At 44.9% G+C, this 15473-nt stretch carries 11 protein-coding genes and 1 pseudogene; all 12 read left to right on the forward strand.

Going from position 1 to position 15473, the window contains the following annotated elements; translation table 11 throughout:
• The first annotated feature begins 89 nt into the window (after positions 1 to 89).
• Positions 90 to 1724 carry a carboxylesterase family protein gene (locus JC606_RS10565; protein WP_198778559.1) on the forward strand — a complete coding sequence of 545 codons (1635 nt, stop codon included), beginning with the start codon at positions 90 to 92 and terminating at the stop codon, positions 1722 to 1724.
• Positions 1725 to 2058: 334 nt separating this feature from the next.
• Positions 2059 to 2838: a winged helix-turn-helix domain-containing protein gene (locus tag JC606_RS10570; protein WP_137406494.1), complete on the forward strand. Its 780-nt coding sequence runs from the start codon at positions 2059 to 2061 to the stop codon at positions 2836 to 2838.
• 187 nt (positions 2839 to 3025) lie between these two features.
• Positions 3026 to 3346 (forward strand): hypothetical protein, encoded by a 321-nt coding sequence (locus JC606_RS10575; RefSeq protein ID WP_233090251.1) that lies wholly within the window; start codon positions 3026 to 3028, stop codon positions 3344 to 3346.
• Positions 3347 to 3636: 290 nt separating this feature from the next.
• The gene (locus tag JC606_RS10580; protein ID WP_198778561.1) at positions 3637 to 4356 is read left to right on the forward strand and encodes a GntR family transcriptional regulator; all 720 of its coding nucleotides are present in this window, start codon (positions 3637 to 3639) and stop codon (positions 4354 to 4356) included.
• A 37-nt stretch (positions 4357 to 4393) separates the two neighbouring features.
• Entirely contained in the window at positions 4394 to 5290 is an 897-nt protein-coding gene (prpB, locus tag JC606_RS10585; protein WP_198778562.1) for a methylisocitrate lyase, read from the forward strand.
• Between the two features lie 159 nt (positions 5291 to 5449).
• Complete coding sequence (prpC, locus tag JC606_RS10590) at positions 5450 to 6640, forward strand: bifunctional 2-methylcitrate synthase/citrate synthase (protein WP_198778563.1); 1191 nt, start codon at positions 5450 to 5452, stop codon at positions 6638 to 6640.
• Between the two features lie 78 nt (positions 6641 to 6718).
• A complete protein-coding gene (acnD, locus tag JC606_RS10595; protein WP_137406490.1) occupies positions 6719 to 9373 on the forward strand; it encodes a Fe/S-dependent 2-methylisocitrate dehydratase AcnD in 2655 nt (884 codons plus the stop codon).
• Positions 9374 to 9382: 9 nt separating this feature from the next.
• Entirely contained in the window at positions 9383 to 10555 is a 1173-nt protein-coding gene (gene prpF, locus JC606_RS10600; RefSeq protein WP_198778564.1) for a 2-methylaconitate cis-trans isomerase PrpF, read from the forward strand.
• A 116-nt stretch (positions 10556 to 10671) separates the two neighbouring features.
• A pseudogene (locus JC606_RS10605) lies at positions 10672 to 12575 on the forward strand (propionyl-CoA synthetase).
• A 224-nt stretch (positions 12576 to 12799) separates the two neighbouring features.
• On the forward strand, positions 12800 to 13210 hold the full coding sequence (locus JC606_RS10610) for a glycine zipper domain-containing protein (RefSeq protein WP_198778565.1): 411 nt from the start codon (positions 12800 to 12802) through the stop codon (positions 13208 to 13210).
• A 190-nt stretch (positions 13211 to 13400) separates the two neighbouring features.
• Complete coding sequence (locus JC606_RS10615) at positions 13401 to 13880, forward strand: GNAT family N-acetyltransferase (protein ID WP_198778566.1); 480 nt, start codon at positions 13401 to 13403, stop codon at positions 13878 to 13880.
• An 83-nt stretch (positions 13881 to 13963) separates the two neighbouring features.
• Complete coding sequence (locus JC606_RS10620; protein WP_198778567.1) at positions 13964 to 15376, forward strand: bifunctional NUDIX hydrolase/phosphatase PAP2 family protein; 1413 nt, start codon at positions 13964 to 13966, stop codon at positions 15374 to 15376.
• The last annotated feature ends 97 nt before the right edge of the window (positions 15377 to 15473 follow it).

Below are 15473 nucleotides of genomic sequence, written 5' to 3' on the forward strand. Positions count from 1 at the left end.
CGTTTGTAAGCATAGGGAGCAAGGTGACAAACCTTGCTCCTTTTTTGATTTTTACGAATAACACTGATTCTCTATTTTTGAGTAAACCGATGAAAAATACATTATCAATCTCGATTGCAAGCGCCGTTCTAGCGTTAAGCAACCAAGCTATTGCAGCACCAAGCGTGGATATTGAAGGGGCGACACTACAAGGCCTAGCGCATTCGCCGGTGGGCTATTCATCACAAGTCGATGCGTTTATGGGCGTAAAATATGCTTCAGCAGAACGCTTTCAGGCCCCCAAGCTTAATCACTTTAAAGCGGGCGTTCATTATAATGTGACTTCTGCAGGGGATATCTGCCCGCAAATACCTCACACAATGGAAGCGAACGGCGTAGTACAAGAAACACAAAGTGAAGACTGTTTAAATGCGAACGTTTGGCGCCCATCTGGGGTTGAACAAGGCGAAAAGCTGCCCGTTTATGTGTTCATTCATGGCGGTGCATTTGAGCTAGGCTCTAGTACAGTTAAGCAGTTTGATGGCGCGAAGCTTGTTGCTAAAAATGCAGATGAGGGTACCCCGTTTATTCTGGTTAGCATGAATTACCGATTGGGTATTTTTGGTAGCTACTACAGTGAACAACACTCTGGTAACTACGGTATCCAAGACCAGAAGGCAGCGTTGCAGTGGATTCATGCCAATATTGATAGTTTTGGTGGCGATGCCGACAACATTACTTTGTTTGGTGAAAGTGCAGGTGCGATGTCGATTGGCATCCAATTAATGGATGAGCAACAAAACTCTCACCTGTACCAACGTGCCATCATGGAAAGTAATCCATATGGCGTTAAGTACAAAGATGCCGAGTCAGCGAAATGGGTAGCGGGTATTGTTCAAGATAAGCTTGGAAAGGACAAAGACATTTCTAGCGTGCCTTTTGAAGAGATCGTGGATGTCCAAGTTCAAATGAAAGCGGCGGCAACGCAGCTGAATAGCTTGACTAGTATTACCCCTAAAACAGCGGGTCTGTTATCTTGGGCACCCTATGTCGATGGAGAGACTGTCCCGTATCAGCCGAGTGAACTAAAATCGATAAATGGCGTTGATGTGACTCTGGGTTTCAACCAAGATGAGTCGAATATCTTTGTTGCGCCGTTTGATGCGCTTCTTGATTTACCCGGCAGTTATAACTCACTGATTGATCTGTTTTTCGGTGCAGATAAGGGCTCTAAGCTGCGTAATATCCCGGAGTTCAAATTAAGCTTCTGGAATAGCACCGCAGCAAAGCGTAAAACCAATGCCCGCAAACTCATGAATCAAGTGCTGTTTGCGTGTTCATCTCAACAGGTTGCGCAAAACTTGGCTGCAGGTGGTTCGAATGCGGCGCTGTACCAGTTCAACTATCAACCTGATTTTAGCCTGTGGCCTGACTACTACGTAGAGAGCTTTGCCAAAACGTGTAAGCCATCTGAGAGTTCATGTCATGGTGCAGAGCTTTCTTTTATTTTCGGTAATGAGGTGAATGCGGTATCCGGACCTGCAGAATTTTCTAGCAAAGATAAGTCGGTTAAAAATGATCTTATGTCGCAGTGGTTGCAAACCTCCACATTCACACCGTACGCTTCAGAAAAAGATAATGTGACGGTTTTTAACACTAAGGGTGAGTTTGTTACGGAAAATGATTGGGACAACACGCTTAATGCCAGCTTATGTGAACAAGTAAACCAAGTGATGGTTTTTTAGTCATATTACACAAGGATAAACCAAAAGCCTGATCACTATTATTCTAAATTATTTGTTAGTTAAATGGTTAGGTATCAATCAAAAAGCCACAGTTTATGTATAAAACTGTGGCTTTTTTATTTTCTTGGTAAATCAAATAAATTTCAGGTCAAATAGTAAACGTTTTTCCTCTATTTTTGCGTAGTGATATGGGGTAATTAAATCCTTTCTAGGATTCATTTCAATTCTGATTGGGCGACTGTGTTTATCAAGTTGCTTACTAGGTATAATTGATCTGTGATTACAATCGATGTGATTTTATGAATCTAAATGCTTTAATGAGGTTTTTCTATCAATGAATGTAGAATTTGATAGTGGGAAAAATAAAATAACTTATCGAGAAAAGGAATTACTGCTCAATAATAACGAGTTTAAATTAGCGATTCTTTTATTGGAAAAGCAAGGAGAAATGGTCGAAAAATCGACCATATTAGATACAGTTTGGAAGAACAAGGTGGTGACTGAGGGGTCGATAAAACGAAGTATTTCGCTTTTGAGAAAGGCCTTTTATGATCTAGAGGCGAACGTTGAAATTACGGCATTCCGTGGTGTTGGTTACAGCATAAGCACTAAACTGAATGTGTTTATCGATAACGCACTGATAAGCCTGGACTCAGAAGAGCCAGAAATTGAAAAGAACGAGCCCTTATATCAGGAGATTACAAGCAAGATATCAACCAAGGCAAAACCTATTTTAACGCTCTTTATAAGCTTAAATCTTGCTGTTGGTGGTTATTTTTTGTACCAGGATTATGCTTACTCAGGTTTATCCCAGATCTCCCCATATATGAAAGATTCTTTTATATCATCTGACTACCATTTAAAGGTCTTGGAGAGTCAGGCTGGTAATAATATCAACCTGATCACTTTAAGGGATCATACTGCGCCTAAGCTATTATTGAACCTTATTAGTCAACTGAATACCGATATGACGCTATTTTATCAAGTTGAAGGTAAGAAGGTTTACTTCGCCTATGCGTTAGAAGATGTATCGCAAAACTCTTATGCCAATAACTATATAATCTCAGTTCACTCTCAAAATGAAAAAATTAAAAATATCCTTGAAAAATTTTAATAAGTATCACTTTTTCTTTCTGTTAAGTTTAGTTTTTATGCTTTTTTCTTTTATTAGGCATTATACGCATCAGAATCGTCACAACTTAAGCTTTGTCTACAACTATAAACAGTACGTTGAAAGAAAGAACGGGCTCAAACTCAAGACATTAAGCTCGACCAATTTTACTGATGAGCACTTTTCCATCATGTCTTACTCTTTTTCGAATAGCGGCGATGGGGTGTTATTTACTTCTGAAGCGCAAGTGGTCGAGAGACACAAAAATGTTTTCGAGTACTGTTTATATGATTCTGAGGTAGAGGACTTTACCGAACATAAAACCGACCCTCATTTTGAAGAGCTGTTTTTCACAGCATCTGACATCGTAATGAAAACGCGAACCCGAGATGTGAGTCGTAGTGCCGTGAATTACTTTAGCCAACACATCGTACTTATCAAGGGCGGAATATTTGAGTTCCCAACGTTGGTATCGCGTTCTCGCAGTCAACAATACGTGCCAGTAACCTGATAAACATGAGTCGCCTGTAAATGCCTGTAATCAAAGTACGAGTAAAACAGTAACTGCCCAAGAGGTGATGTTTCGTATCAACCCCCTCACTTACCTCGTAATACGCTATTAAGCTCTGCTAACGACTATTCACCAATCCTACACCACCTTGTTGAGCTTTTTAGTGTCATACCTTAGTCTAAATTGTCGACAATCTGCTTGATTGTCGACAATTTGATCGTGTATTTTATGTTCATGTTGTTAAATTGTTGACAGTTTTGGTTCGACAATGAGAAGTGAGCAGAGTGAATATGAATACTGCGACAAAAGATCTTGCCTTAAGCGCTAACATAAAAACGCGTATTGGTGAAAAAGAAAATACCAAGTCAGAAAGCCTGACGGAATACTTGGTTGAAGCGATAGTTAACGGCGAGTTAGCGCCTGGTAGCAAGATCTCGGAACCCGAGTTAGCTAAACGCTTTGAGGTCAGTCGTGGTCCTTTGCGTGAAGCGATTATGCGTGTCGAAGGGTTAGGGCTGATTGAGCGAATTCCTCATATTGGCGCCCGAGTGATTACCTTTTCTGCTGACAAGCTACTTGAGCTTTACGCGGTTCGTGAGGCTCTAGAAGGCATGGCTGCAAGGCTAGCAGCAAGACACATCACACAAGAAGAGCTTATTGGGCTTGAAGGATTATTGTCGACACATTCAAAACATATCGATGAAGTAGAGGGTTCTTCCTATTTCCATCAACACGGCGATTTTGATTTCCATTATCGAATCATAAAAGCCAGCCGCAACAGCAAACTTATTTCTCTACTGTGTGATGAGCTTTACCACTTGTTACGCATGTATCGCTATCAATCACCTAGAGCGCAGTCTCGACCAAAAGAGGCGCTTGATGAACATAAATATATCCTACAAGCAATCCGTAACCGTGATGAAGAGCTAGCAGAAATGCTGATGCGTCGACACATATCCGGTAGTCGTCTGCTTATCGAACAACAAATTCAATCCAAAGGTGTGGATTAAAAACTTACAAAATCAACATTAAACAGGGAGCGTCATTATGAAGTTATCAGCAGGAGCGAAGTTCCGCCAAGCTGTGCAAGACAATGATCCACTGCAGATCGTCGGCACGGTAAATCCGTATTGCGCGATGATGGCAAAGAACTTAGGTCATCAGGCTATCTACTTGTCTGGTGCAGGTATCGCCAATGCGTCTTACGGTTTGCCTGATCTGGGTATTACCACATTGAACGATGTGTTGGTGGATGTGGAACGCATTACCAACGCGTGTGATTTGCCTTTGCTGGTGGATATTGATACGGGATTTGGTGGGGCGTTTAATATTGCACGAACCATTCGAGCGATGGAAAAAGCTGGAGCTGCTGCCATTCACATGGAAGACCAAGTGGCTCAGAAGCGATGTGGTCACCGACCAAATAAAGCGATTGTTAGCCAACAAGAAATGGTCGATCGAGTAAAAGCGGCAACCGATGCAAGAACTGATGAGAGCTTTGTGATCATGGCTCGTACCGATGCATTGGCAGTTGAAGGCATTGATAGCGCGATTGAGCGAGCGATTGCGTGTGTTGAAGCGGGCGCAGACATGATCTTCCCTGAAGCGATGAATCAGCTCGACCAATATGTAAAGTTTTCTGAAGCGCTCAAATCAGCGACAGGTAAGCATGTGCCAATCTTGGCCAATATCACCGAATTTGGACAAACCCCACTCTACAACTGCAAAGAGCTGGCGCAATCTCATGTCGACATGGTGCTTTATCCACTCAGTGCATTCCGCGCAATGAACAAAGCGGCAGAGAATGTTTATAAGCACTTGCTAGTTGAAGGTAATCAAGAAGCACTGTTGGATTCAATGCAAACTCGTAAAGAGCTCTATGAGCACCTGAATTACCACGACTACGAGAACAAGCTGGATCAATTGTTTTCGAGTGAAGAATAAACACAGTTTCAAATATTAAAACATCAACTTAATCCAATAACGTGAATGGTTAGTTAGTCACATCGGGTCCGTCAAATCGAATGAGATAGTTGCGGTCACTGAATATAAATAGTCAGCACCAAAGAGTGCAGGGCGGCTAACCCAGAAAAGGAGTTCATCATGTCTTTATCTTTGAGTGATCAAGCAACTGTCGATAATGCTTCTGCAGTAAAACAACAAGCAAGTGCAGCACCAGCGATTGGTGGTGCTGGTCTGCGAGGGCAAAGCGCAGGCTCGACGGCGCTATGTACGGTTGGCAAATCAGGAACGGGTTTAACTTATCGTGGCTATGACATAACCGACCTTGCGAATCATGCTCAATTTGAAGAAGTCGCACACCTGCTACTAAGAGGTCATCTACCCAGTGAAAAAGAGTTAGACGACTACAAAACATTGTTGATTGGTTTACGTGGCTTGCCTGAACCGTTGAAAGCCGCTTTAGAACTTATCCCTGCAGACGCTCACCCTATGGATGTGATGAGAACAGGTTGCTCAATGTTGGGTAACTTAGAGCAAGAATCTGACTTCTCTGAGCAGCTATCATCAACAGAACGTATGCTTGCACTTTTCCCTGCCATTATCTGCTATTGGTATCGCTTCTGTCACGATGGTGTGCGAATTGATACACAGGATCAAAGCGAATCATGTTTAGGTGGTTACTTCTTGAAGATGCTAACGGACAAAGCACCGAGTGAATTGCATAAGAAGGTGATGCATTGTTCGCTAACGCTTTATGCAGAGCATGAGTTTAATGCCTCTACTTTTGCGGCTCGGGTTTGTGCATCAACACTGTCGGATATCCATTCGTGTGTGACAGCAGCAATTGGCACACTAAGAGGCCCACTGCATGGCGGTGCGAATGAAGCGGCAATGGAAATGATCCAAGATTGGAAAACCGCCGATGAAGCTGAAGCGAACATCATGAAGATGCTTGCTAACAAAGACAAAATCATGGGTTTCGGTCACGCCATTTATCGTGAGAGCGACCCACGTAACGCGCTAATCAAACGTTGGTCAAAAGAGCTAGCGCAAGAAGTTGGCGACGAGCAGCTTTATGCTGTATCTGAGCGCGTTGAAGCGGTTATGAAGCGTGAGAAAGGCTTGTTCTGTAATGCGGACTTTTTCCACGCATCGGCCTACCACTTCATGGATATTCCAACCAAACTGTTTACTCCGATCTTCGTGATGAGCCGCCTTACGGGCTGGACGGCGCACGTGTTCGAACAGAGAGAAAATAATCGCATCATTCGTCCAAGTGCAGACTACACCGGGCCGGAGCATCAAGACTGGCTACCTATTCATTTACGTTAATCCTTCTGTCTCAAGGTGGCTCATATATCGAGTTGTCCTTGAGAACCAATGAATAGAATTTTAGATAATGGTGGATGTATGTCTGATGTGAAAATTGAGAAAACCCCGAGCCTTGATCAAAATATAGGCGTTGAAAATAGCCAATACAGAAAGGCTCTACCGGGAACTGGCTTGGAATATTTCGACGCCCGTGAAGCGGTAGACGCGATATCTCCGGGTAGCTATAAAACCTTACCTTACACGTCCCGAGTGTTGGCGGAGCAATTGGTAAGAAGCTGTGATCCTGAAACCCTTGAAGACAGCTTAAAGCAGATCATTGAACGCAAGAGCGACTTAGATTTTCCTTGGTATCCAGCGCGTGTCGTGTGTCATGACATTCTGGGTCAGACCGCTCTGGTTGATTTAGCTGGCTTACGCGATGCGATTGCCGACCAAGGCGGAGACCCTGCCAAGGTGAACCCAGTGGTCGAAACTCAACTGATTGTTGATCACTCTTTGGCAGTGGAACATGCCGGGTTTGATAACGAAGCATTTGATAAAAACCGCGCGATTGAAGAGCGCAGAAACGAAGACCGTTTTCATTTTATTGAATGGTGTAAAACCGCGTTTAAAAACGTGAGTGTGATCCCTGCGGGTAACGGGATTATGCACCAGATTAACTTGGAGAAAATGTCCCCGGTTATTCAATCTAAAGAAGGTATCGCGTTCCCTGATACCTGTGTCGGTACCGACAGCCATACTCCGCATGTTGATGCTCTGGGTGTTATTGCAATAGGTGTGGGCGGCTTGGAAGCCGAGACTGTGATGCTAGGTCGTCCGTCTATGATGCGTTTACCAGACATCGTGGGCGTTAAACTTACCGGTCAAAGGCAAGAAGGTATTACGGCTACTGATATTGTGCTTGCTATTACTGAGTTTCTTCGCAATGAAAGAGTGGTTTCAAGCTACTTGGAATTCTTCGGTGAAGGTGCTCGTGCACTGACCATTGGTGATCGTGCGACTATCTCAAACATGACACCTGAATACGGCGCGACGGCAGGTATGTTCTACATCGATGAGCAGACCATTCAATATCTTAAGCTGACAGGTCGTGATCCTGAGCAAGTAGAGTTAGTTGAGCTTTACGCAAAGCAAACCGGACTCTGGGCGGATGATCTCGATTCGGCTCAATATGAGCGTGTATTGGAGTTTGATTTGTCGAAAGTTGAGCGAAACCTCGCAGGACCTTCGAACCCACATCGCCGTTTACCAACCAGTGAGCTTGCTCAGCAGGGTATCAGCCAAGCTTCTTGGAAAGCGCAACACGCGGAACAATATAGCGACGAGCAAATGCCTGATGGCGCGGTAATTATCGCCGCGATTACCTCTTGCACTAATACCAGTAACCCAAGAAACGTGGTAGCAGCAGGACTAGTGGCAAAAAAAGCGAATCAACTTGGTCTGGTTCGTAAGCCTTGGGTGAAAACGTCATTTGCTCCAGGATCTAAGGTTGCCAAGCTCTATTTAGAGTCAGCAGGTTTACTTCCAGAACTGGAACAGTTGGGTTTCGGCATTGTCGGCTATGCATGTACGACGTGTAACGGTATGAGTGGAGCGTTGGCTCCTCAAATTCAACAAGAGATCATTGAGCGCGACCTCTATTCCACTGCGGTGTTATCGGGCAATCGAAATTTTGATGGTCGAATCCATCCTTATGCAAAACAAGCCTTTCTAGCTTCACCGCCATTGGTGGTTGCTTATGCCTTAGCGGGTACGATTCGCTTTGATATCGAGAAAGACAGCTTAGGCACTGACAACAATGGTAAACCAATCTATTTAAGTGACTTGTGGCCGAGTGATGCAGAGATCGATGCGGTTGTCGGTGAGCATGTTAAGCCTCAGCAATTCCAACAAATCTACGTGAAAATGTTCCAGCCGGATGGGGAACAGGTAACGACTGAACCGCTTTATGACTGGCGACCTCAAAGTACCTATATTCGTAGACCGCCTTATTGGGAAGGGGCTCTCGCAGGTGAACGAAGCCTATCTGGCATGAGGCCTTTAGCCATTTTAGGTGACAACATCACTACGGATCACCTATCGCCATCAAATGCGATTCTTGCATCAAGTGCGGCAGGTGAGTATCTCGCAAAAATGGACGTTCCAGAAGAAGACTTTAACTCTTACGCGACACATCGTGGCGATCATTTAACCGCGCAACGAGCAACATTCGCCAACCCAAAACTGTTTAACGAAATGGTGAAGGACGCTGGAGAAGTCGTGCAAGGTTCATTAGCCCGAGTTGAGCCCGAAGGGCAGGTTACCCGAATGTGGGAAGCGATAGAAACCTACATGAACCGTAAACAACCTTTGATTGTTGTGGCTGGCGCAGACTATGGACAAGGTTCATCACGCGACTGGGCGGCTAAAGGCGTCCGATTAGCGGGTGTTGAAGTGATTGTTGCTGAAGGTTTTGAGCGAATCCACAGAACTAACTTAGTGGGTATGGGCGTTTTGCCTTTGCAATTCAAAGCGGGAATCAATCGCAACACCTTAGAGTTGGATGGGACCGAACTGTACGACGTGTATGGCGACATCCAGGCGGGTTCTGATTTGGCTTTAGTGATCACACGTAAAAGCGGAGAAAAACTTGATGTGCCAGTGACCTGTAGATTGGATACGGCAGACGAAGTAAGTGTGTATAGCGCTGGTGGCGTATTACAACGCTTTGCCAAAGACTTTCTCGCGCAATAGGAGCCTGTGATGAACATTAAACAGATAAAAGTCCCAGCAACTTATATGCGTGGAGGAACCAGCAAGGGTGTTTTCTTCTGCTTGAATGACTTACCCGAAGCGGCGCAAGTTGCGGGGCCTGCGAGAGACGAGTTTCTTCTGCGTGTGGTTGGCAGCCCAGATCCTTATGGTAAGCAAACTGATGGTATGGGAGGCGCGACCTCCAGTACCAGTAAAACCGTCATCGTGTCGAAGAGTGATAAAACCGATCACGATGTTGACTACCTCTTTGGTCAAGTAGCAATAGACAAGCCATTTGTCGATTGGAGCGGGAACTGCGGTAATTTGTCTGCGGCGATTGGTCCATTCGCCATTCATACTGGATTAGTTGATTCAAGCCGTATCCCTGAAAACGGTGTGGTCGAAGTGCGAGTATGGCAAGTTAATATCGAGAAAACCATTATTGTTCATGTGCCTATCATGGACGGTGAAGTTCAAGAGTTGGGGGATTTTGAACTTGATGGTGTCACTTTCCCCTCCGCTGAAATTCAGGTCGATTTTCTAGATCCGGCAGATGGGAGTGGGTCGATGTTTCCTACAGGAAATGTGGTCGATTTCTTAGATGTTCCAGATCTAGGTTGCATCAAGGCGACTTACATTAATGCGGGAATACCGACTATTTTTATTAATGCTGAATCGGTCGGATATCTAGGCACAGAGCTTCAATCAGATATCAACAGCGATCCAAAAGCCCTAGAAATGTTTGAGTCTATCCGAGCGCATGGCGCAGTTGCGATGGGGCTTATTGATTCGTTAGAACAAGCGGAATCACGCCAGCACACCCCAAAGGTTGCCTTTGTTGCTAAGCCTCAAGCGTATCAAGCTTCAAGTGGCAAGTCAGTTGCTGTATCTGATACTGATCTGTTGGTCCGTGCATTGTCTATGGGGCAATTGCATCATGCCATGATGGGCACAGCTGCGGTTGCGATTGCTTCAGCGGCGAGTGTTCCGGGTACGCTTGTGAATTTAGCGGCGGGAGGAGGCTCTCGTGACTTTGTGACTTTTGGGCATCCATCAGGAACATTGAAGGTAGGTGCTAAAGCGCTAGAGACAGAAAGCGGATGGAAAGTTGAGAGGGCGATTATGAGTCGTAGTGCCCGAGTGATCATGGAAGGTGCCATTCGTGTGCCTTTTCCCAAGTAAAGCGATTTTCGTGTTCGGTTAAATGTTCCGAACACAACGCTGAGAAAAGAGCGCAATCAAGTGCTATTGCCGAAGGGCAGGCGCTTGGAAAATGGATGAATCATGGAGGTGGCACTATGTCTGCTACAAATCGAATGAATAGAGAAACGGATTACATAACCGAGTATCAATGGGCGAGGGAAGACCCCAATTCGTTCTGGGAAACACAATCACAAGCCATTGATTGGTTTGAATCACCCCAAAACATCTTACAAGCCGACAAGAATGGGATCGAACGTTGGTTTCCTGACGGGGTAATGAATACCTGTTGGTTAGCGCTGGATTATCATTGTGAACATGGACGCGGTGACAAGGTTGCGCTTATTTATGATTCGCCAGTAACGGGCGTCAAGACCTCTTATTCTTATAATGAACTCCGCGAACAAGTGGCAAAAACGGCTGGAATGCTTGCCGAGCAAGGCGTAACCAAGGGTGATCATGTGGTGATCTACATGCCAATGATTCCTGAAGCCGCAATGGCAATGCTTGCATGTGCAAGGCTAGGTGCCGTTCACTCTGTGGTGTTTGGTGTTTTGCTCCACACGAGCTCGCAGTGCGAATTGAAGATGCCGAGCCAAAGGTATTGATGACTGCGTCATGTGGTATTGAAATCAACAAAGTTCTACCGTATAAACCGATGGTTGACCGAGCAATCATGGACAGTCGTTGGAAACCTGAGAAAGTCGTAGTTTTCCAAAGGGAACAATGCCTTGCAGAACTCAGTCATGAGCGTGACTTGCATTGGCAACAAGCCGTTGTTAGCGCTGAGCCTCATGAATGTGAACCTGTTTTGGCAACGGATCCGTTATATATTTTTTATACCTCTGGCACGACAGGCAAACCAAAAGGGGTTGTCCGTGATAATGGTGGTCATGCGGTTGCGATGAAATACTCGATGAGCACTATCTACGATATGCCGCAAGGTGGTGTGTTTTGGGCAGCTTCTGATGTCGGTTGGGTCGTTGGGCATTCCTATATTGTGTATGCGCCATTGATTAATGGTTGTACGACCATTTTGTTTGAAGGTAAGCCAGTACGAACGCCAGATCCCGGCGCATTTTGGCGCGTGTGTGAAGAATACAAAGTCGATGTATTGTTTTCTGCGCCAACCGCATTTCGAGCGATTAAGAAAGAAGATCCCGCAGGCGAGTTACTTAGCAAGTATGACTTATCATCACTCAAGTCTATTTTCATGGCTGGTGAACGTTTAGACCCGCCAACATTGGACTGGGTTGAATCTCAGACGAATAAACCAGTTATCGACCATTGGTGGCAAACTGAGACGGGTTGGGCTATCTCTGCTAATCCTACAGGACTTGAGTCTTTGCCTGTGAAAGCGGGTTCTTCAACCAAGCCTGTACCGGGTTATCAAGTGGAGATCCTCAATGAGTTGGGTGAAATAGCACAAACGAATCAACAAGGTTTTGTGGCACTCAAACGACCACTACCGCCAGGTTGTTTACCTACGGTATGGCGCAACCACGATAGGTTTGAATCTGGTTATTTGAGCCAGTTCCCAGGTTATTATGTCTCGGGTGATGGCGGTTACCTTGATGAAGATGGTTACCTATTTATTATGGGCCGAATTGATGATGTGATAAATGTCGCGGGGCATCGTTTGTCTACTGGTGAAATGGAGGAGATTGTTGGTGGTCACCCTGCCATAGCTGAATGTGCCGTGGTTGGTATTCACGATGATTTAAAAGGTCAGGTTCCTCTCGGATTGGTTGTTCTTAAAGATGGAGTGAAAGTGGATGGAGAAGACCTTCAAGCTGAGTTAGTGGGTAAGGTTCGAAATGAGATTGGTGCTGTCGCCTGCTTCAAGCAAGCCTTAGTAGTCGAGAGATTGCCTAAGACGCGTTCAGGTAAAATCTTACGAAGAACCATACGTCAAATTGCAGAAGGTGAACAATACGTAGTACCTTCGACGATTGATGACCCAACAAGCTTAACTGAGATCGCACAAAAGCTCGGAAAATAGGGCGAGGTTCATTTGATACAGGTTAATAGGCGATCCGATGGGATCGCCTTTTTTGTGTCTGGGGAAGAGAACCCTGGCTCACAAAGCACTTAGTATTTCGTTATGCATAAATTGGGTTATACATAGCAGGCCATTATGTTTTATCTAAACTTGCGTTTATTTATCTTGTTCGTTCGTCTGCTTAATATGGCGTCAATCCAAACGAAGAACGAAGCGAGACTCCTATGACATTCACTAAACCTTTTCTTTTAGCGACACTGATTGTGACTCTTTCTGGCTGTGCATCACCGGCAATGGATAACGAAAATGAGAATGCTGCACGAAATCGTGGTGCGGTAGGCGGTGCGTTACTAGGAACGACAGCGGGTGCACTGACTGGAGATGCAAGCCTGGCCGTTAAAGGTGCTGCATTGGGTGGTGTTACTGGTGGTGTCGCGGGTTCAATGAAGGATACGGATGATGCGAGAAATGCTCAGCGAACTCAAGTGACTGCTGATGGCTTGTCGCAAGATAACCGCACTGATGCGGAGAAACGAGTCGCTGAAGTCGAAGCGGAAATTAAGTTGATTGAATTGGAGCAGCAGCTTGCTGATCTTAAGGAAGGCAAAGAGGAGAAAAAAGGCGACGGCGCATAACGCTCGACTCTTGCCCAATAGGGTTAACAACCATCCCATCTCAACGCGAATGACCACGACAACGTGGTCATTTTTGTATTTAAAATACACTGTTCAAACAACGAATTAATTCAATCACTTGTATAGCTAGTGATGGCAAGTAAACTAGACTCTGTTTAGATAATTAATTGGGCTGAGAACCGTACTCATAATGAACGTCACACTAAGAGCTGCAAAGCACACCGATCTAGAACAACTTAATGAGTTGATGTTTGATCTTCACCATCACCATCATATTACTTGTCCTGATCACTTTAAGACGGCTGAAGAGATCGAGCAGGAAAAGAGTATTGCAAGGTACTTAGATGATCCAGAGTGCCTAGTGTATGTGGCGCTCAAAGGGCAGCTAATTGTCGGGTTCATTTCAGGACACTTTTGTGAGCTTATCTCCACAGTGAGTAAGCCGGTTCAGATGGGGAGTGTCGATGAGCTTTTTGTTTTACCGGAATACCGAAAAGCGGATGTTGCACAGGCGTTGTTTAAGCGTATCGAATCCACTTTCGAAGACTATGGTGTAACGCAAGTGTTTGTCGAGGTTTGGGACTTTAACTCTCCTGCCAAGGACTTCTATCAAAAAATGGGGTTCACACCTCACATTCAATGGATGAGAAAGGCTTTGCACAAAACATAGACAGCGATTCTTTGCGTGTTTCATTACAATAGTTCGACTACGATAGCAGTCTCCATTTCTTCTATTATTTGTAGGTAAATTCGTTGGCTATTCGATATCTATTGATTTTTATTATTTCTCTGTTGAGTACTACTCCCGCTTTGGCAAACAACACCTTGCCTGATCATATTGCGGGCGCCTTGTGTGTAGTACGTGCTGACAATCAAATTGTGTTAGTTGATGAGCTGATCACGGGGCAATTGTCTCTCCCGGGAGGCACCGTAGTCGCCGATGAATCACCTGCTATCGCAGCGCAGCGCGAAACCTGGGAAGAAGCGGGGCTATCCGTAACGGTTGGTGATGTACTTGGTTACACTGACAGCGCTGTTATTTATGATTGTATCTCAGATTCTGAGGTGATCAGTTATCAAGCTCGAAACGAGATAGGTGGCTTTGAATTGCCTATTTGGTTTGCTCCGCATTATGGCGTCGAAGTGAGTAGGGCGATGTTGCTTCCTCCTACTGCGCTACCAGCAAATGAATACCGCTACCCAGAACAGTGGTCTGAGATTAATGAGCTGTTTCTTTCGGCGACAAACCAACCTGTGACTTATGTAACAGAGCTGGTGGGTGCAGCGCCAAAAGTTCATCAAGTTGAACTAGGTTGGATTGTTTCGCTGCAAAACATGTTCGATAACCTACCTAGTATCTTTTCTAATACGGTTCTATTGACCGATCTACTCGCAAAACCGTGGGCTTTCATTGTGATTTTGCCATTAATCGCTTGGCATTTTGGTCGCAACTTTGCGTTGAAGTTCGGTTTCACCTTGATATCAGTGACACTGCTAACTTTGATAGCGCATCAAGGGTTTGGTTTCCCACGTCCACACGCTTATCTCCCAACATTGAAATTAGTGATGAGCAGTGGTTATAGTTTTCCAAGTTTGTTGGCAGCGCTTTGGGTGAGTTTAACTTTGTTGGTGCTGTGGAAACTAAAACGTCTTTTTGAGCAGAAGTCGATACTGATTGTACTTGCCGGGCTACTTTGGATTATGCTGTTTAAAGCTTATACGGGCAGTGCATTTTTCAGTGATGTGTTGATGGGCGGTTTGTTAGGCGCCTTAACGACTTGGCATATAGTGAGACTTGATAGTAAACCCGATGTTGATATTAGTGTGCTATTAAGATCCAAAGGCGTTTGGTGGGGCTTATGCCTACTATCAATCGTACTTACAGTTATCTGGCCACTGCCAACGTTCTCATTCTGGGTCGCTATTTTAATGACCATTGCTTGCCTCGTGACTCTAACGGACTCTAAACCTTTAATCGGTCAATTCTCGTTTAAGGTTGTACTAGGCGTGATGGCGATGTTGCTTGCGGGAAATCTGCTGATTAGCTGGGCTGGTAGCTTTGTTTCTTTTAGTGGTATCGCTTCATTTATTGTTGAGACATTACGCTTCCCAATTTTGATTTTGTTTGGTGTTGTGGCATTTCGTTTGCCTTGGGCAAGAAAATAGTCGAACGATACTTGTTAACTACAAAAAGGCTGTGCATTGCACCTGTCTCTTGATCACAAGTCTGGTTAATCAAGAGACTTGGCGAGTTCATACCCTT

Origin of the sequence: Vibrio sp. IB15 (assembly GCF_016406055.1) — a bacterium.
GTDB lineage: Bacteria > Pseudomonadota > Gammaproteobacteria > Enterobacterales > Vibrionaceae > Vibrio > Vibrio chagasii.

Excerpts from the sequence above, each read along its gene's own strand:
- JC606_RS10615 (WP_198778566.1), top strand. The coding sequence starts at position 13,401 with ATGAACGTCACACTAAGAGCTGCAAAGCACACCGATCTAGAACAACTT.
- JC606_RS10565 (WP_198778559.1), top strand. The coding sequence starts at position 90 with ATGAAAAATACATTATCAATCTCGATTGCAAGCGCCGTTCTAGCGTTA.
- prpB (WP_198778562.1), top strand. The coding sequence starts at position 4,394 with ATGAAGTTATCAGCAGGAGCGAAGTTCCGCCAAGCTGTGCAAGACAAT.
- prpC (WP_198778563.1), top strand. The coding sequence starts at position 5,450 with ATGTCTTTATCTTTGAGTGATCAAGCAACTGTCGATAATGCTTCTGCA.
- JC606_RS10580 (WP_198778561.1), top strand. The coding sequence starts at position 3,637 with ATGAATACTGCGACAAAAGATCTTGCCTTAAGCGCTAACATAAAAACG.
- acnD (WP_137406490.1), top strand. The coding sequence starts at position 6,719 with ATGTCTGATGTGAAAATTGAGAAAACCCCGAGCCTTGATCAAAATATA.
- JC606_RS10575 (WP_233090251.1), top strand. The coding sequence starts at position 3,026 with ATGTCTTACTCTTTTTCGAATAGCGGCGATGGGGTGTTATTTACTTCT.
- prpF (WP_198778564.1), top strand. The coding sequence starts at position 9,383 with ATGAACATTAAACAGATAAAAGTCCCAGCAACTTATATGCGTGGAGGA.
- JC606_RS10610 (WP_198778565.1), top strand. The coding sequence starts at position 12,800 with ATGACATTCACTAAACCTTTTCTTTTAGCGACACTGATTGTGACTCTT.
- JC606_RS10570 (WP_137406494.1), top strand. The coding sequence starts at position 2,059 with ATGAATGTAGAATTTGATAGTGGGAAAAATAAAATAACTTATCGAGAA.